The organism is Elizabethkingia miricola (assembly GCF_001675285.1).
GTDB lineage: Bacteria > Bacteroidota > Bacteroidia > Flavobacteriales > Weeksellaceae > Elizabethkingia > Elizabethkingia miricola.
Window position 1 is genome coordinate 357,348 of record NZ_LSGQ01000001.1, and the last position, 17,881, is coordinate 375,228.

Consider the following 17,881-nt stretch of genomic DNA (forward strand, 5'->3'; position numbering starts at 1 on the left):
TTCGAATCCTGTCGCGCTCACTAAAGCCTTTACAGAAATGTAGAGTTTTTTGCTTTAGAAAATTTCGTAGAATGGGATATTCTGATTCCCATCAAAGCAATCTCAAGTTCAAAATTTGCCACAATGAAAAGTCAAATCAAAAAGGAAATTAATTTTCTTTCAATAGTTTCTTAAGGTATTACAACTCGTCCTAATCTATTTTCAATATCTGGTATATTAAAGATGAAATTAAAATAAATATACTTAATGATACCCATAGGTGCTATTGGTATCTGATATTTTAGTTCTTCTATTGTTTCATCTAGAAAATCAGCAAAAGACTTAGCATTACGTTTGAATATTCTAATTAATTCTCTAAACCATTCTGCTTCTAATCGTTTGATATTTTCCGAAAATCTACGTTTTATACCATAAACTTCATCCCAAGACTCATCTCGAATATCTACTACTCCATTCCTCAATATTTCAAATTCCCAATCAATACTTTTCAAGAGAGTTTCTAAACTTTGATTATTATATGCTTCATTTAAAGAGACATTGATAGAAAGCCTATCTAATGTTATATTCGAATCATAAGGATAAAATGAAAGCCTTCGAGCTGAGCTAGCATTGTATAATAATTCTTTGGAACGCTTTTCCTGTTTATTGCAATATTGACAACAAGGAAAAAGCAATTTAAAATTTATTGAAACAAAAGGATAAGTTGCTTTTGCAATTATATGATCATATTCTTCTCTATATTTTCCTTCTGAAGGATTAAATGGATAAATACCACAAAAAGGACAAATAATAAAATCACAATTAGTCTCATCAGTTAATAAGTCGTAATGATGCTTAACAGTATTCCACTCATTTTCCATTATTACAGTTTGAGGATAATCATCCCATAAATCTTCAAAGTATTTTTTCAATTTACTAGATATACTTGAATGAAGTTGTTCATAAGTAATTAAGTTATGGGAAAGATTATCAAATACCGAAATACAATTATTTTGTACTAAAGCTTCTTGAACCGTTATTTTTTCCCCATAAGATAATTTATGGTAGATTTTCACGATTTCTTTTAATGGATTCAATAACCTTACTTTCGAAGCATTGATAATGGTTCTGAAATCTGGATGAACTAGTTTTTCTTCATCATACTCTTCCAAATCGTAATGAAAAATATTTTTGAATATATAATAAATGTGTTCGTGAAACAGATAAATGGGATGATCTATCTCTTTAAAACTAGTCAACATGATTATCTGATTTTAGTTCGTTTTCTTTAGCCCTAACATAACTGTAAGTATCAAACTTTTCGATCGATTCACCAAATGAAAGCAATTCCTTTTTGACTCTTCTTATGTCATCCAACGTGTTGATACTCTTTTTTAAGTTATTTAATTCCTTATTTGAAAAATCTGAGATTGTAATATCTCTATTAAATATTGTTTCTAAAATGAGGCTTACTGATGCCCCAAAAGTTTCAAATTCTGGATTCTCCAACTTCAATTTCTTACCATCTCTTACAAACTTATACACATTTCCTTTATGATTATCGCTGATGATAAAAGGTGAATGTGTGGTCATAATCAATTCTTGTTGGTGGATGTTTTCAGGATTTCCATCGGCATCATATTCTTTGCCAGAAACCTTATTGAGCATAGTCACCATTTTAGCACGCCATTTTGGATTGAAATGCGTATCGGGTTCGTCCATCAAAAACAAGCAACCGTCTTCTTCCATCATCATCACAGAGCCAATGACTTCGTTTAGTTGATGCTCACCGTCAGAAAGTGATTTGTAGTACAGAATATCTTTTTTATTATCATCAGACTTTTGCCTTTTTATCCTAATTTTTTCAATTCTGAATATCAAATCCGAAGGGTCTGACTTGGATAATTCATCGGTAATATTAATAGTTTTGTGAGCATTCGTTACAAACTTTCTAGTGGCTTGTTTTTCGATTAATAGATTCAAACTTTGCAATTCGTAAAAGGCCTGAAATAATTGAAAAGCAGATTTGTAGTGGTACTGAAATACTTGATGGGTAGCTTCATTGATCACAAAGTCTAAGACCAAACATTTAGCTTCAATATCATCTCGCCAAGTTGTAGCACAGGCTTTTAGCGGATTCCATAAAGATTGTTTTTCTTTTAGTATTGTTAAGGCTTCTTGGGTATTGTACTTGTAATTGAACGTGATTCGAAACGAATGCAAATCTTCTATACGAAAAATACTTTTTAGGTAATTTAATGGTACCGATTTGCCCAAAAGCATATTGGCTACAAAAATGCTGTAATTGCTTTCGGCATCTAAAAAATACATGCGACGATTGGCTCGTTTATATTCACTTTTCATCATGTCGGTAAAGTAATGATACCGCAAACGAATAAACGGATTACTCAACAACTCGTTTTGACCCGAAGTGTAGGCGATGATTTTTGAAGGTAAAAATTGTGAGAAATTATCATTTACTACTGTGAACTTATCTTCTCCTACTAAAGAATAAGACATCTCCAAAAAACCTTCCAAATCTTTTTTAATACGCACATGAACATCTTCCTCAAATGGTTTATCCAAATGCAAAACTTCTCTCGATTCTGTTCTCTCTATATAATCAAAACCTTTCTTCGTTTTTGGTAAAATATATTCCAACTCAAAACCAAAGTTTTTATTTTCTATGTAGGATTTTGGGGTGTCTTGAAGTTTTGTTCTTTCCAAATAATAAAAAATCTCTGCCAAGAGTTCTAGAAAATTGGATTTACCGCTACCATTCAAACCGGCAAAAATTTTTGTAGACAGTTTATTATCATAAACTGTATCGTTAAATTCGTAATCGATATTTGCTGGCAGACTACGAAAGTTTTCTCCTAATATTTTAAGGCGTAGTAGTTTCATCTTTGATACGGAAATATATGCCAGAGCGTTCTTTTTTATCTTTTTTACTAAGGTATTCTACATCTATTTCAGTAAAGCTAATATTAGATATATTCTCTGTTTCGGCGTTATAAAATACTTGTTCTAATGTCAAAAAATGGTTTTCTCCAGTAAGGGCTGTTGCAATAAAGCGGTAAAAATCATCTGCATTTTCGTACTGCGGATTTTTCTTTTGCTCCGCAGAGGAAAAATAATTAACAAACATTCCCATGTCTTCTCTCAGAAAGCGAAGCAGCATTTCTGCATTGAAATAATGCCCTTCAAATTCATCTTGAATATAATCCGCTACTTCTTTAAAGCTTACATTTTCCCAGGTGAATTTACCTTGTGTAGGTTTTACTACTTTTTTTATTTCCTCTTTTGAGGCTTCTTGTTGTAAAATAACTTCAGGTTTCTCTATAGGTTCTTTCTTAGGAACTTCAATAGCATTGGATATTAAACTCGCATCAAAAGGCACTTTGGAAAGGTCTATATCTCCCTCAAAAACCTTGTGACTTACCGAGGTATACAATTCTTCCAAATATTTTAATTGACCTTCTTGCTCTGTTTTGATGCTTTCTATTTTTTGAGCAATGTCTGCAAATTTGTTTTGTAGTGCAATTGAAGGGAAGTTGATTTGAATCGATAAGATATCTTCATTACTTATATTCGCTTGTCGTACTCCACGATTAGATTTAATGATTTCACTTTTGATTGAAGGAGATCTCAAAAAATACATCAAAAACAATCTATTTAAACCAATCTCATCTGGTATTAGTTTTGCAACTCTCTGATTCAAATAATAATAATCAGAAAAGTTAGTAGCTAAACAAGTATTTCCATAATCATCTTTGCCAACAGTTCCAGTCATGCTAATTAGAAGGTCATTCTTATAAACTTTAAATTTTTCAAGTTTTTCATCGTTTGATTCATTTATATATGAAAACGATGTTGTATCAAAATAGCCCTTATTAACTGTCCCAATTTTGATTATCGGTATTCCTGTTTTCGAGAATTCATTACTTTTGAAAGCAAAACCTTGTTGAATTCTCAAGTGCTGAGACAAAGGTTTCAAATTTCTACTATTATTGTCCCCAAACATTTGATAAAAAGTAGCTTTTACCAATTCATCCAATAAATCAATGGCGTTTTTTCGTTCGGCAATGGTGGTTTCTATTTTCTCTAATAGATTAGCTATACGAATTTGATTTTCGTAGGAAGGAAGTGGAATTTGGATTTCTTTTAGAAATTTAAAGTGTCGACTATATCCAGCGTCTGGTAAAATTACACTTTTTAAATAATAGTAAACGTATTTAGTATAAGCAATTGATCTATCTACATTTAACACTTTAACTCCATCAGCTCCAATATTAAAAGAAAAGTCAATATATTTTATAGATTTCGTATGATCTCCGAAAATAATATTTGGTAGATAGTCATCATTTTCGTTTAGTATTTCATTCGAAAAACCAGCAATAAAATTTTTTCCTTGATCAATTATAGGATAGAGACCCTCATCCAAATAGTCATTCTGCTTTATTTTTGTATACCTTGAAGTTATATCCTCTATTATAATACCAAAATTGTACTTTTCCATTATAACATATTTTCAAGTTCATTAATCAATGTTGCAATGGTATCTTGCTTTGTTTTTAGGTCAGTCATAATATCCGCTGTGGGTCTATATTCAATTCGAGTATACACTTCTTCACGGTAGCGGTTAAAACTCAAATCGTAGCCTTTGTCTACCAGTTCTTGTTTGGGTACATAGAAATATCGGTTAGTACGATCGGTTGGATTTTCTTGTTCACGTTGGTTAAAATGTTGTATAATCTTATGGATATCGCCAAAATCACGGTTTCCTTCTCTATCAAAACGGTCATTACGTTTGTCGTCTAAAGTTTTACCATCGTGTTCCATATCATAAAACCATACACGTTCCGTTTCGCCACCTTTGGTAAATATCAAAATAGCCGTAGCTACTCCTGCATAGGGTTTGAAGATGCCAGAAGGTAGGTTGACCACCGCTTTGAGCTCACATTTGTCCATCAAGATACTACGCACATTCTGAAATGCTTTACTCGAGCCAAACAGCACACCTTGCGGAATAATCACACCTGCCGTACCACCAATACGAAGCATCTTGTAGATACGCTCCAAAAACAAGAGTTCGGTCTTTTTCGTATCAGTCGTAAAGCTCTCGTTGATTTCAGCTTTGTCCAAACTTCCAGTAAATGGTGGATTGGCGAGCACTACGTGATATTCGTTATCCTCATTGTAAAACTTACTCAGCGTATCTGTGTAGTCGATATTGGGGTGCTCGATACCGTGCATCATCAGGTTCATCAGCCCAATACGAATCATATTCTGGTCGATATCAAAGCCATAGAATGTCTTTTTGTTCAACACTTCTTTGGAAGCATCATCGACCAATCGGTCTGCTAAGGTACCTCGAGTGAAACCATAATTATCTATTACTTGGTGCTCTGAAGAAGTAAACTGTGTTAAGATATATTGGTAAGCCGCCAATAAAAAACCAGCTGTACCACAAGCAGGATCGGCTATTTTATTTCCCAATTGTGGTTTTACCATTTCTACCAGCATTTCTATAATATGCGTAGGTGTACGGAACTGTCCATTTTTACCTGCGGTGCTGAGTTGCTGTAAAAGATATTCGTAAATGTCTCCCTGAGCATCTACAAAACGATCTTGAGCATGTAAAACTTCGTAGATTTCATTTATCTTTTTTACTGCTTCCGTCAGTAAACTGGGTTTGGGTATAATGAAGACCGCATTGTCCATATGCTTAGCAAAAGGAGAATCAGTTTCACCTAATGTTTTGATAAAAGGAAATATACGGGTTTGCATCAATTGATACATTTCATCCGAAGGTTTACTGGAGAAATTTTTCCAACGCAATTCTTCTTTTTCTATGCCTTTCTCCTCTTCCTCACCAGGCAAGAAAAATTTACCCTCAAAAATAGACTTATATGTTGTTTTTAAATATTCTGCATCTCCTTGTCTTTTTTGGTCATTTTCATCGAGTTGCTTCATAAACAACAAATATGTGATTTGTTGTATAGCATCGATTGGATTGGTTAATCCACCTGACCAAAATTTATCCCAGAGCTCGTTTACTTTACTTTTAATTTCTTGATTATCCATTTTTAAAAATTATGCCGCTAGGGCATTTATAAATTGTAATATTTCTTCCATCCTTTTTCCGTCAAAAACCCCACGGATTCCATTGGGATGAATTCGCGTAAAGGGGGCAGAGATTAAATCTTTGCGTTCTACACTGCCTTTTTCTATCAGAAAGGTTTGTAGCAGTCTTAAAAAATCCAACTGTTTTACACTCAAATCAGATTGATTGGCTATGAAATTATCAAAGGCCGTGGTGATGGTTGTTGGGAAATCTTCCAAAATCTCAATGCCCAAAATATGTTTGATAAACTGTACCAAAGCAGCGTTTCTGTTGTTGTACACTTTTCTGAGCAAATCTACCGTAATATGTGGACTTTCGTGCGATAGTAGCCACGTTAATTCCTCGATTTCGATGTCGGAGATAGGCTCATTGTTTTTTATTTTTTGCAGAATTGGCAGATCACTAAGGAGTATTTTTATCTTTTCTTCTACCATTTCTTTATAGCGTTCTATGCTTACGGCTTCTTGTTGTGGGCCAAAAACTACTCTTTCTTTTTCTAAGAGTACATCTACAAAATTGTATTGGGCAGGTAACATTCTCATCGTACCCTCACGATATATCATCAAAGGAGCTAATTGCTCCACTAAATTTGCTAATTTCTTTTCTGTTATGGTATTCCAGTAATAATCGGTTTGAGCTTGTTGTATCAAGTCCTTATGTTTGGCAACTGTATTGACACTTAAAGGTAATTCTGAAATCTCTTCAATAATAGCATTTTTCAAGGCTTCAAATTTTTCTTTATCTTCTTGCCAATGTGCAATAGAAATTTCAACAATGTCTTTTTCAAAACGCATGGCTTTAAAATCTACTCCGCTAATAGTGCGAAACAAAGGACGAATCTGTTTTTGCAAAAAGTCTAATTTCTCCGAGGTCAATTCGTTAAAAAAGGGATCCTCTTTTACCTGTTCTACCAAAGTAATAGCGTCTCGTATGACGATAGATTGCAAGGGTAAATCGGCAATCGCTTTTTTGACTTTATCTAATGTTGGTTCTACTATTTCCGCACTAGCTAATGCTAAACCTATCGCTAACTTATCTACATACAAGCCAAATAAACGCACGGGTAAAGGAATTTGACTATTGAGATTTTTCCCTTTAGGGTTGAGTTTGAAATATTCAAAATTATCCCAGCAATCTAAAATCAAAAAGCTGTCTTTTTCGGTACACCAAGGTTTTATTTTGGTAGGCTCTAGCAAACGGGTACCTCTTCCTATCATTTGCCAAAATTTGGTATATGAATAAACAGGTTTTGCAAACACCAAATTTGTAATTTCCCGTACATCAATACCCGTGTCCAACATATCTACACTGATGGCAATTCTGGGGAAATCTTGATTTTTGAATTGGTCGAGCAATCCACCTTTACCATATACACGAGGATCATCGGAAACAATCACTTTCGCTAACTCTCCAGTATATTCAGGATAAAGTGAGTTAAATATTTCTTCGATACGCCTTGCGTGCGCTTTGCTGATACAAAAGAAAATAGTTTTACCGGGTAATACACCATTATGGTCTTTGAGGGATTCCTCCATAAATTCACGTACAATCAATGTATTGGTGCCTTTATTGATTACCCTTTTTTCTAATTCAGTTCCTTCATAATTGATTTCTGCTACTTCCTTACCCTCCAAAATCAGCTTCTTTTGGTCTTCAAGCGAAATGGTTCTCTTATTAATCCCTTCTATTTGAAATTTGGTTTTTATTTTAATTACCTGAAAATCGCTAAGGTAAGGCGGTATATGATTTACTGCTTCTTCGTACGAATAGGCAAACGTAGGCAAGCCATCTTCACAATCAAAAAGCTCAAAGGTATTGTGGTCTATCACATCGGTTGGTGTGGCAGTCAAACCCAATGTAAGGGTATTGAAATATTGTAATACTTCTTGGTAAGTGTTATAAATACTTCTATGACTCTCGTCAACTACAATTAAATCAAAAAAATGTGGACTTATTTTGATATTTTCATTTCGTATAACATTCAAAATAGTGGGGTAAGTAGAAACGTAAATTCTTCTATCCGTAGCAAAATTGGTCTCTTGATATTGAGGCCAACGTGGTTCATTGGGTAGATGTTCTTTAAAATCATCTAAGGTTTGTCCCTGTAGTGCAATTCTATCCACCAAAAATAACACTTTTTCGATCCAACCGCCTCTCATTAAAGCATCAATAAGTGAGATTACCGTTCGGGTTTTACCTGTACCTGTCGCCATAACAAGAAGGAACTTAGAACGTTTTTTTTCTAAAGATTCCATTACAGAACGAATAGCACGAATTTGATACTCTCGCCCCGCAATCTTAGTATTGATAAATTCTTGTGATAAGCTTTTACGATGTTTTCTTAGATAAGCATAACGCTCCAGATCATCACGGGTCGGGAAACCATAAACTCTTTTTGGCGGATAATTGCCTAAATCCCAAAAGTATATTTCATGTCCGTTGGTATAAAAACAAAATGGCAATTCGCCCCCAGATTGTTTTTGTATATGATGACAATATTGTTTTGCTTGTTCCCTACCAAGAGTGGCATCCAAAATGGACTTTTTAGCTTCTACTACCGCTAATGGTTTGCCGTCTTTGCCAAGTAGAACATAGTCAGAAAATTGATGAGTATGATAAGGCTCTCGAGGTTCACGCAGGCCTTCAGGTAACTCCACATTAATATCAAACTCGAGTAACACTTGAGTTAAGTCATTTACATTCCATCCTGCTAATTGCAAGTGCTTATTGATGATATCTTTTCTTGTGGTTGCTTCGTTCATTATTTTTCTTTACTAGAAACAATTAATTCTCTTATATCGACTTCTAATATGTTAGCAATTTCATTTAAAATCTCTAGTCTAGGTTGTTGCCTATTTTGTACATAAGCATTTACCATATTATAGCTTTTTCTAAGTTTATCTGCCAACCAAGTCTGTTTGATTCCTTTTTCTTCAAGTACCTCCTTTATTCGGTTCATGTCCGTATAAATTAAAGTCACTAATTTAATCTATTTTCTAATTATATCTCGTTTTTTGATATATTTTCTATTTACTTTTTTATAAACACCTCACCTTAAACACCATAAAACAATAATTATTATAGCTTTTTAAAGTATACAACTTATTTTTAGAAAATTAAGTCAATGTAGACATAAATCAAGCATAGAGTTAGTTAAAACCAACTCTATACCTAGTATTTAGATTGTTTCAATTAAAAATAAAGCATCATAACTCAATAAAATACTTGTGAAATCTAATTAAGATTAGCAACCAAAGAGTTCGAAAATAATCCTGTCGCGCTCACTAAAGCCTTTACAGAAATGTAAAGGCTTTTTTGTTTATATTTAGCTATGTGTTTCTGCTATATATTACACTCCTCTACTCTCGATCAATTTTATATTGGTCATTGCTCAGAAGAGCTCATTGAAAGATTGAGAAAACACCTTTCTAATCATAAAGGTTTTACTTCCCGTGCTAAGGATTGGATTATTGTATATTCTGAAACTTTCAACGATAAGAGCTCTGCATATAAAAGAGAACGCGAAATAAAAGCATGGAAAAGTAAAAAGAAAATTGAACAACTTATAAAAAGCTCGACTGGATAGAGCACTCCGATTTCAATCGGAACGGTCACAGGTTCAAATCCTGTCGCGCTCGCTTCATAATCATCAGAACTTTTTAATTCTGCTTGCTATCCTCCTTTCATACTCCAACAACAGATGCTTATTTTATCGCAGGAATTATATATTTCAATAAGACCGCTTTCGAATCATTTTTTATTTCCCAGTTATTGTAATTTCCTGCTGTTATCACAACTAATAAATTTAACGGCTTACAAAAAAATATCCTTTGCCCACCATTTCCTTTAGCTTCCTGAATTTCTATTTCTTTATCTTTTATTGTTTCCTTGAATGTCCAAAATTGGAAACCATATCCTGCATTTTTATCTTTTGTAGAAGGTCTTGTTATGGCTGAACTCAGAGATTGCTCTGTCCAATCGGTATTTAAAATGTCTTTATCTTTCCATTTTCCGTCATTCATATACAACATCCCGAATTTAAGCAGATCTCTTGAACGTAATCGAACTCCTGATGCTGCGGCAGGCATATTTTTGACCAACGGAAGCCATTCATATTTATTGATACCTAGAGGGGTAAATAATTCTTGTTCAGCAAATTTATCTATGGGTAAACCACTGACTGATTTTATTATTTCTGCCAATAATTGTGTATTACCGCCATTGTAATTCCATGTAGCACCGGGCTCTGAAACCATTGGTCTGCTCAAAATAAAATCAATTGGATCAGAACTCATATCCATTTTAAGTTCTGTGTTTCTTGGATCTCTATAAGAAATATCTTCATTCCATTTAAGACCACTTGTCATAGTCAATAAATGACGAATGGTGATTTTTTTCTTTTGCTCATCGAAATCATTCTGATATTGCTTAAAATAGGGAAAAATAGATTCATCAATATTTTTAATAAGTCCTTTTTTTACAGCAATTCCTATACAGGCAGATGTAACACTTTTTGACATACTCCGGCAGTCATGCAAATCCTCAATACCGTGTTCTACATAGCCTAGTTTCTTTCCCACAATTTCATCATCTCCCGCAAAATAGTTTTCATAAACCAGCTTATTATCTTTAAGTATGAGTAGGCTGTGTATATTCGGAATAGTATCTGACAATATGAGTTTTGTAAGATTTATTATTTGAACGGTATCCATTCCAGTATTATATAGGTAATCTACTTTAATACTATCGGATAGTTGAATAGGTTTTGTGTATGAATAATCAGTAGAGCGTTTATAGGACTTTTGGCAACTTAACAAAGACAAAAGCAATAAAAGGTAAATGATATTTTTTTTCATTTTCAATTTTTGATATGGTTGTAGCTAATTCTCAAATATTTGAAAGTTTAACATTGCTTTAGAAAATCATCAGAATACAAAAATAATATAATATAAAAACTGTAGTTCTCTACTTATTTTTCACTTCACATCATTTACACTCCTTACTCAAAGTGAAAATATTTAAGTTAGAATCTTCTTTGCACGTTTCTATTGATTTTTCAAAATTGAATTTTAACAGAAGATTGGTTGAACTCTGATTTTTGTAGTGTGTAACTGCAAGTATTTTTTTGAGTTTTAAAGTGTGAAATACATAATCAATCACTGTTTGAGCAGCTTCTGTCATTATACCCTGTCCTTGAAATTTTGTCATTAATTCATATCCAATTTCACAGCTATCATCTTCGGTTGAAAAGTCAAATAAACATATTGTACCGACAAGTGTATTAGTTTCTGTTAAAGTAATTGCCCAATAAAAAGAATTACCTTCTTTAATATTATTATTAACCTTATTAATGAAACTTATTGCCTCTTCATTTGTTTCACATATTTGCCTGCCAAGAAACTCGTTAATTTCCGAGTCGGAACGCAAAGCAAAAATATCTTGATGATCATCAATTGATAATTGCCTGAGCGTTAATCTTTCAGTTTTCAAAATTGGGAAAACTGCTGAATTCATATCTATCTTGCTCATAATTACTTATATGAAACTAATATACAAAAAGCTATAAGCCGTACAATATGCTGTACAAAATACGAGCAAAATATATCGTTAGAATATCATTAAGACCAAGGCCTGTCCGGAGAATAGCTTATCTTTGTTATTAACCGAAATTTTATCAATTATGAAGCTAGAATTATATCAAATAGATTCTTTTACAGAAGATATTTTCCATGGAAATCCTGCATGTGTTGTTCCGTTAAAAAATTGGTTACCCGATGAGATACTCTTAAAAATAGCCCGTGAAAATGCTGTAGCAGAAACGGCCTTTTTTATCGACAATGGCGATACTATTCATCTAAGATGGTTTACACCTGAAATAGAAATGGATTTGTGTGGGCATGCTACTCTTGCTACAGCTCATTGTTTAGCTTCCATCTTAAACTATCAGAACGACAGAATCATTTTTCAAACCAAAAGTGGTGAATTAACAGTGGATGTAAAAGATGGATTTTATTATATGGACTTCCCGTCAAGGATGCCTGAATCCTCTACTCTTCCGGATATTATAACCAGATCTCTCAATATACAACCTAAGGAAGTCTTCAAATCACGAGACTATGTACTGGTATATGAATCTGAGGAAGACATAAAAAAAATTGAAATTGAAAGATCTATTTTCGACCTTATCAATCTGGATCCGGGCGGTATTGTTGTGACAGCAGCAGGTACCGACAGTGATTTTGTTTCAAGATATTTTACACCACAGTCTTCGATTCTTGAAGATCCTGTAACCGGTTCTTCGCATTGCTCACTTATTCCGTTCTGGTCATCGAGATTAGGAAAGGATAAACTTTTCGCCCGCCAGCTATCAGAAAGAGGCGGCCAGCTTTATTGTGAAAACAAAAATGAAAGAGTGATCGTAGCGGGTAAAGCCAGAACCTATTCTATGGGACATTTGTGGATAGAGTAACCTAAGCTCTATTATTAACAACTCAATCCCAAGAGCAACAAGGAAAGTTTATAGCTTACTTTTAATTAGGTTCAAAAGAATTATTTTAAAGTCTTACTTAGTCAGGTAAGGTTTTTTTATTTTCACAGAGGTTTATCCTTAACATTATCACTTTTCACTAACAACGAATTGGCTAAATGATTAAATTGCAAAACAAACCAATTCACTTATTATGAAAACATTACAAATTATTTTAGTACTATTTTCTATAATATTTTCCGGCTACTCATCTGCTCAGAAGTTGAATAATGAAATTAAAAACAAAATTGAAAAAGTAGAAAACTCTCTAAGTCCATCTGTTATTTCAGGCAGTAATAAAGTACCTGATTTTAACATTATTGAGAGAATGAAGCAACTCAACGTTAAGGGAGTAAGTATTGCGGTTATCAATAACTATAAAATAGAATGGGTGAAAGCATACGGATATGCAGATGAGGAAGAGAACAGAAAAACCAACGTCAATACTTTATTTCAGGCAGCTTCGATAAGTAAAACCATCAACAGCCTGGCTTTTATGAAACTGGTACAGCTTGGCAAAATAGATCTTGATCAGGATATCAACCATTACCTAAAAAGCTGGCGTTTTCCCTATGACTGCATTTCCAAAAATAAAATAATTACCTCCAGAAACCTTTTGAGCCATTCCGGAGGTTTAGATGTTTCAGGATTCGGAGGTTATGAAAGAACAGCAGCTATACCCAATATTATACAAATCTTAAACGGAACTTCCCCCGCCAATTCCAAACCTGTACGTTCTGTAAAAGAACCAGGAATTGCATTCGACTATTCAGGAGGAGGCACTATGATTTCCCAACTAATCCTTACAGATGTAGCTAAGAAAAGCTATACAGATTTTATAAAAAGAGATATTTTTATTCCGTTACAAATGACCCATAGTACATATTCAGTAAAAAATGACACCTTGAATATTGCTTCAGGATATTATACAGATGGGAAGAAGGTAAAAGGAAAATATCATTTGTATCCGGAATATGCCGCCGCCGGACTTTGGACTACACCTGAAGATCTGGCTAAATATATAATTGAATGTCAGCTGACATTACAGGGGAAATCTCAAAAAATACTGTCACAGAAATATATGAAAGAACGCTTTGCACCGGTTGTAAACTATGATGAGAGCAAGGCCGCTTTGGGTATTTTCCTCCGGTATAAAAACGGAGCTTACTACTTTAATCATAACGGTGGCAACGAAGGCTTTACCTGTGCTTCGTATGGGAGTCTGGACAAGGGTTACGGCGTTGTGGTTATGACCAATAGCAATAATCAGGAATTAATGCTTGAAATTTGCAATAGTGTTGCCCGTATTTATAACTGGGATCGCTTTTTTGTCCCTCAATTTAAATAGCACAAAGTTTTTATTTTTACTCTAGTTCAATTGGATTATACGGCTTACTATATCTTGGATCCACTTTTACTTCAGTTCCGTCTGCATTATAGGCTCCACCATTTATATAAAAACCGGGATTGCTATGGTAATTTTTCTGAACTTTTCGAAATTGATCGCGGCTCACTTTTATAATATGCTTCCCATTATTGAGGTAAATTTCTCTTGGATTTTTATCCATAGCAATTGCTGTAAAGTTAAAATGATCTTTGGAATCCGAAATGGCTAAAATAAGTCCCGGAAGGCCTTCAAAAACATAAGGTCCACTACTAATTGGAATATCCGTCGTATACCAAGCTGTATATTTTCTTCCTCTATATTCCGTTGTTGCTTTATTGCAAGTATAGCCCAAAATAGTTTTGCTTTCTTTTTCTAAATTCCATTTTAATTCAGGCTGAGTTCCTTCATATTGAAAAGTTTTACTCGCATGATCCTGAAAAATAATATTCTTAGTCTGAATATCTCTTATCAATACATTTTCCCAATTGGTTTTATAGGCAAGCATAGCAGTCAATTCCTTTCCGGTAATTTCTTTTTCAACACTGTATTTCTTCGTCAGAGAATCACTTTTAAGACTGTTAAAATCAAAAAATTTAGATTTAGTTTTTCCTAACTCCAGAATACAGACAGCCTGCTTTTTAGAATCAGGCTTTTCAGAGTTATTGGCAAAAGATAGCTGGTAATAAATATTCTGATAACTTGTATCTAAACTTTCCACACTATAAGGAAACGGTTTGAAAGTAGCATTATCTGCAAATCTAAATTCCTGTGCATAATAAAATAAAAAGGTAAAAAAAGAGATGAAAGAAAAAATATACTTCATTTTAACAAATTTCTAATACTTCATAAATATACAATTATGCGGGGTATTTAGTAATTTAATTTACTAAAATACATACTCACAATATCTGCCGATTATGGAGAAAGATGGTTAAAATACAGTAGCAAGCGCGAGCCTCTGGCTCGTGATATCTAACTTGATACGAGCGGGACGCTCGCACCGGCAGAGATTCATTGATTCTTATGTAAAAAATTCCCAGCAAGCCATGTCAGGGAAATATTCAATTCATAAATTTTATTCTAATTATTCGGAAGATAATTTTTGTTTACAGAAATTAATTAAACGACGCCCTAAACTCCAATGGGGAAACAGAGGTACGATTTTTAAATAATCGATGAAAAGATTGTGGATGTTCAAAACCCAAATGATAGGCAATTTCGGAAACAGACATTTCAGTAGCAGACAGCAGTTCTTTTGCTTTTTCTATCAATCTGTTCTGAATATGCTGCTGCGTAGTCTGCCCCGTTTGCACCCGAAGCATATCGCTAAGATAATTGGCACTAAGGTGTAACTGCTCCGCAATAAAATGAACTGTAGGAATACCATTAACAATCTGTCTGTCATTTTTAAAATAATCATCTAGTAAAGCTTCCAGCTTTGAAAGTAAATCGTTGTTGGCTTTTTTTCTGGTTAAAAACTGACGGTTATAAAAACGGTCGCAATATTTTAGCAAAAGATCCAGATTGGAAACCAAAAGATCCTGTGTAAAAGAATCCATATTAGCATCTATCTCCTGCTCTATATTATGGATAATGTCCATAATGGATTTTTCTTCTTTTTCGGAAAGATGCAGCGCTTCATTTGCTGTGTAAGAGAAATAGCCATATTCCCTGATTTGGGAGGCTAGTGCATATCCATGTAAGAAATCCTGATGTACAACCAATACAAAACCTCTCACACTATTCAGCAGTACATCTTCAAACTGTAAAACCTGATGGGGTGCAATAAAATACATAATTCCGTCGTCAAAATCATAATATTGCTGCCCATATTTACATTTTCCGCCTGCACAGTCCTTCTTTAGAGCAATTACATAAAAATCTGTTGTTACTGCACTGAGGATAGTTTCAGGCTCCAGTTTTACCTCATCAAAATTGAATACACTAATTAATGGATTTGCAGGTTTTTTAAGTCCTAAAAATTGGTGCATTGCACTAATTGATGAAACTTTTGCCGGAGTTTTCATATCTATATAAATTGATATTCAGATTTAATCATCACTAAATTACTGATTTATTTTGTTGTTGAAACTGCTCTTTTTTAATCTGCTCTATTCCTTGCTTGTAACTGGTAACCTTAAATTCAGGAAATCTGTTTCTGAACTTCGAATCATCAAAAATATTATTGTGTTCGTATCTTGGAAGAAGTTCCAGCAGTTCTTTCATTTTCTTATTGAACAAAGCGCCAATACTGAAAACAAATTTAGGAACTAAAGAATATTTCAGATCCTTATCATAAATTCCTGAAGCTGTTCTGATGAATTCACGGTATGTAGGATGACTCTTATCCACAGGAAGATGCCACGTTTGGCCAAATGCATCGGGTGTATTTCCGATCAATGCTGTTGCACGGCTGGCATCGGGCGTCCATATCAAACTCCTTTTTTTCTTGTCACTCAGTGGTACCTTTAGTGTTTTACCTTCTTTTATATTATTAAAAATTAAAGTATTGGTAATACTTTGTGTTTTAGCCGGTCCATAAAATTCGGGAGCACGGCAAATAACAGCTTCCAGTTCACCGGACTGAATTTCCTTCAATACCATTTCTGCCATTTCTCTTCTTACCCTACCCTTTCTTCCCACCGGAGCAAATGCTGTATTTTCAGTCAAAATCCGGTCGTCTTGTGGATACATATAGGTATTATCGAAGAAAACGAGTTTGGTACCGTTAACTTTACAAGCGTCAATTACATTGCGGAGAATAACCGGAAATTGTTTTTCCCAAAGATCAGAGCTTATCGGAAGTCCTAATGTAAAATAAGCAATCTCGCTGCCTCTAACTGCTTCAATAGCCTTTTCACGAACAGATAAATCTGCCGAGAATATTTCATCTGTGTCATTTACCTTTTTAGCATGCCTGCTGACAATACGTATATCTGAAGTAAAATTTCTTTTCAGCTCTCTTGCCAGTTCTTCACCAATCTGGCCGTTGGCACCTAATATTGTTTGCATAACGTCTATATTTTCAGTGTGTTTATACTATGTGATTTTTTGTATAGCAAAGTTCGACAGAAAGGAAAACATAAGAGTATCTTAATTAAGGTAAGTTGTAACAGAATCTCTGCTGCGTTATAATCCAAAAGTAAAATGGTAAATTTTAGTATCTTCACTCTCTAAGAAAACACCATTAAAACATGATCTATGAAAAAAATATTATCCTACAGTTATATACTTATTTTTTTATCCACTTTTAATCCGGGATATTCGCAAAACATAAAGGTAAATAACTCTAAAGAGAAGCAAGGCGCTACCAGATATGATATTATAAAAGCCAGGGTTAGCTTCAATAAAGAAGATCTTCCGGTTAATGAATACCTTACAGACCAGCTAAAACCTATTCGGGACAATTTCAAAAGAATAAATTCCATAGAGAAATGGCATTCAATAAAACAGCGGGATCTTTTTCAATCTACTGAAGGTGGAGAGGCAAAATATTATTATCAGAAAAATAAACTCGAAAAGATAATTACCCGAATCTTTGGGGAAAGCGGACAAACATTGACTGAATATTATCTTTTAAACGGGCAATTGTCTTTTGTATATGAAAAAGACTATAAATACAACAGACCTTTATATTATGACACGAAAGCCATGAAGGAAAATAATGATACCGAAGCTTTCGACTTTGATAAGTCTGAAATTACTGAGAACAGAAGTTATTTTGTAAACGGAAAGCTTATTCACATCTTAAACAGTGAAGATTGCGGAGCTCCGTTCAGTAGTGACTATATCGCTGAAGAGCAGAAAAGTATTTTAAGCGAGTATAGCAAGCTTCTGAAATTGATCCGGAATAAATAAGATT

Annotated in this window: 15 protein-coding genes; 4 read left to right on the forward strand and 11 right to left on the reverse strand. The window is 33.9% G+C overall.

From position 1 onward, the window contains the following. Nucleotides 1-170: 170 nt before the first annotated feature. Genes ATE49_RS01655 through ATE49_RS01680 form a run of 6 tightly spaced genes read right to left on the reverse strand, consistent with a single transcriptional unit; the run spans nt 171 to nt 9,065 of the window. Entirely contained in the window at nt 171-1,241 is a 1,071-nt protein-coding gene (locus tag ATE49_RS01655) for a hypothetical protein (RefSeq protein ID WP_059343964.1), read from the reverse strand. After that, on the reverse strand, nt 1,231-2,883 hold the full coding sequence (locus ATE49_RS01660) for a restriction system-associated AAA family ATPase (RefSeq protein WP_059343963.1): 1,653 nt from the start codon (nt 2,881-2,883) through the stop codon (nt 1,231-1,233). The genes ATE49_RS01655 and ATE49_RS01660 overlap by 11 nt, the downstream gene beginning before the upstream one ends. After that, nucleotides 2,864-4,498, reverse strand: a complete 1,635-nt coding sequence (locus ATE49_RS01665; protein WP_059343962.1) for a restriction endonuclease subunit S — start codon at nt 4,496-4,498, stop codon at nt 2,864-2,866. Before ATE49_RS01665 ends, ATE49_RS01660 begins: the two co-directional genes overlap by 20 nt. Continuing rightward, on the reverse strand, nt 4,498-6,066 hold the full coding sequence (locus ATE49_RS01670) for a class I SAM-dependent DNA methyltransferase (protein WP_065080812.1): 1,569 nt from the start codon (nt 6,064-6,066) through the stop codon (nt 4,498-4,500). Before ATE49_RS01670 ends, ATE49_RS01665 begins: the two co-directional genes overlap by 1 nt. A 9-nt stretch (nt 6,067-6,075) precedes the next feature. Further along, nucleotides 6,076-8,868, reverse strand: a complete 2,793-nt coding sequence (locus ATE49_RS01675) for a type I restriction endonuclease subunit R (protein ID WP_059343960.1) — start codon at nt 8,866-8,868, stop codon at nt 6,076-6,078. Further along, complete coding sequence (locus ATE49_RS01680; protein WP_078764484.1) at nt 8,868-9,065, reverse strand: helix-turn-helix transcriptional regulator; 198 nt, start codon at nt 9,063-9,065, stop codon at nt 8,868-8,870. The genes ATE49_RS01675 and ATE49_RS01680 overlap by 1 nt, the downstream gene beginning before the upstream one ends. Nucleotides 9,066-9,437: 372 nt before the next feature. Here ATE49_RS01680 and ATE49_RS01685 point away from each other — a divergent pair, with 372 nt between their 5' ends. Then, nucleotides 9,438-9,692: a GIY-YIG nuclease family protein gene (locus ATE49_RS01685; RefSeq protein ID WP_065080813.1), complete on the forward strand. Its 255-nt coding sequence runs from the start codon at nt 9,438-9,440 to the stop codon at nt 9,690-9,692. 118 nt (nt 9,693-9,810) lie between these two features. Here the strand turns inward: ATE49_RS01685 and ATE49_RS01690 are convergent, their stop codons facing one another. Next, nucleotides 9,811-10,962 (reverse strand): serine hydrolase domain-containing protein, encoded by a 1,152-nt coding sequence (locus tag ATE49_RS01690; protein ID WP_065080814.1) that lies wholly within the window; start codon nt 10,960-10,962, stop codon nt 9,811-9,813. Nucleotides 10,963-11,092: 130 nt separating this feature from the next. Continuing rightward, the gene (locus ATE49_RS01695; RefSeq protein ID WP_065080815.1) at nt 11,093-11,635 is read right to left on the reverse strand and encodes a GNAT family N-acetyltransferase; all 543 of its coding nucleotides are present in this window, start codon (nt 11,633-11,635) and stop codon (nt 11,093-11,095) included. A 151-nt stretch (nt 11,636-11,786) separates the two neighbouring features. Here ATE49_RS01695 and ATE49_RS01700 point away from each other — a divergent pair, with 151 nt between their 5' ends. Together ATE49_RS01700 and ATE49_RS01705 are read left to right on the forward strand one after the other, a co-directional pair. Next, entirely contained in the window at nt 11,787-12,575 is a 789-nt protein-coding gene (locus ATE49_RS01700) for a PhzF family phenazine biosynthesis protein (RefSeq protein WP_065080816.1), read from the forward strand. A gap of 211 nt (nt 12,576-12,786) precedes the next feature. Next, the gene (locus tag ATE49_RS01705) at nt 12,787-13,980 is read left to right on the forward strand and encodes a serine hydrolase domain-containing protein (RefSeq protein ID WP_065080817.1); all 1,194 of its coding nucleotides are present in this window, start codon (nt 12,787-12,789) and stop codon (nt 13,978-13,980) included. Nucleotides 13,981-13,996: 16 nt separating this feature from the next. Here the strand turns inward: ATE49_RS01705 and ATE49_RS01710 are convergent, their stop codons facing one another. From ATE49_RS01710 to ATE49_RS01720, 3 genes are all read right to left on the reverse strand, one after another. Then, entirely contained in the window at nt 13,997-14,842 is an 846-nt protein-coding gene (locus tag ATE49_RS01710) for a GLPGLI family protein (protein WP_065080818.1), read from the reverse strand. A 292-nt stretch (nt 14,843-15,134) separates the two neighbouring features. Beyond that, the gene (locus tag ATE49_RS01715) at nt 15,135-16,046 is read right to left on the reverse strand and encodes a helix-turn-helix domain-containing protein (RefSeq protein ID WP_065080819.1); all 912 of its coding nucleotides are present in this window, start codon (nt 16,044-16,046) and stop codon (nt 15,135-15,137) included. Nucleotides 16,047-16,080: 34 nt separating this feature from the next. After that, on the reverse strand, nt 16,081-17,031 hold the full coding sequence (locus ATE49_RS01720) for an NAD-dependent epimerase/dehydratase family protein (protein WP_065080820.1): 951 nt from the start codon (nt 17,029-17,031) through the stop codon (nt 16,081-16,083). A 189-nt stretch (nt 17,032-17,220) separates the two neighbouring features. On the opposite strand from ATE49_RS01720, the gene ATE49_RS01725 reads away from it, so the two are divergent. Beyond that, nucleotides 17,221-17,877, forward strand: coding sequence for a hypothetical protein (locus tag ATE49_RS01725; RefSeq protein ID WP_065080821.1), 657 nt, complete (start codon nt 17,221-17,223; stop codon nt 17,875-17,877). Nucleotides 17,878-17,881 lie beyond the last annotated feature (4 nt).

What these genes read in the sequence shown, in the direction of transcription:
- ATE49_RS01725 (WP_065080821.1), top strand. Translation starts at nt 17,221, where the DNA reads ATGAAAAAAATATTATCCTACAGTTATATACTTATTTTTTTATCCACT.
- ATE49_RS01670 (WP_065080812.1), bottom strand. Translation starts at nt 6,066, where the DNA reads ATGGATAATCAAGAAATTAAAAGTAAAGTAAACGAGCTCTGGGATAAA.
- ATE49_RS01680 (WP_078764484.1), bottom strand. Translation starts at nt 9,065, where the DNA reads ATGAACCGAATAAAGGAGGTACTTGAAGAAAAAGGAATCAAACAGACT.
- ATE49_RS01685 (WP_065080813.1), top strand. Translation starts at nt 9,438, where the DNA reads ATGTGTTTCTGCTATATATTACACTCCTCTACTCTCGATCAATTTTAT.
- ATE49_RS01700 (WP_065080816.1), top strand. Translation starts at nt 11,787, where the DNA reads ATGAAGCTAGAATTATATCAAATAGATTCTTTTACAGAAGATATTTTC.
- ATE49_RS01715 (WP_065080819.1), bottom strand. Translation starts at nt 16,046, where the DNA reads ATGAAAACTCCGGCAAAAGTTTCATCAATTAGTGCAATGCACCAATTT.
- ATE49_RS01660 (WP_059343963.1), bottom strand. Translation starts at nt 2,883, where the DNA reads ATGAAACTACTACGCCTTAAAATATTAGGAGAAAACTTTCGTAGTCTG.
- ATE49_RS01690 (WP_065080814.1), bottom strand. Translation starts at nt 10,962, where the DNA reads ATGAAAAAAAATATCATTTACCTTTTATTGCTTTTGTCTTTGTTAAGT.
- ATE49_RS01655 (WP_059343964.1), bottom strand. Translation starts at nt 1,241, where the DNA reads ATGTTGACTAGTTTTAAAGAGATAGATCATCCCATTTATCTGTTTCAC.
- ATE49_RS01665 (WP_059343962.1), bottom strand. Translation starts at nt 4,498, where the DNA reads ATGGAAAAGTACAATTTTGGTATTATAATAGAGGATATAACTTCAAGG.
- ATE49_RS01695 (WP_065080815.1), bottom strand. Translation starts at nt 11,635, where the DNA reads ATGAGCAAGATAGATATGAATTCAGCAGTTTTCCCAATTTTGAAAACT.
- ATE49_RS01710 (WP_065080818.1), bottom strand. Translation starts at nt 14,842, where the DNA reads ATGAAGTATATTTTTTCTTTCATCTCTTTTTTTACCTTTTTATTTTAT.
- ATE49_RS01720 (WP_065080820.1), bottom strand. Translation starts at nt 17,031, where the DNA reads ATGCAAACAATATTAGGTGCCAACGGCCAGATTGGTGAAGAACTGGCA.
- ATE49_RS01705 (WP_065080817.1), top strand. Translation starts at nt 12,787, where the DNA reads ATGAAAACATTACAAATTATTTTAGTACTATTTTCTATAATATTTTCC.
- ATE49_RS01675 (WP_059343960.1), bottom strand. Translation starts at nt 8,868, where the DNA reads ATGAACGAAGCAACCACAAGAAAAGATATCATCAATAAGCACTTGCAA.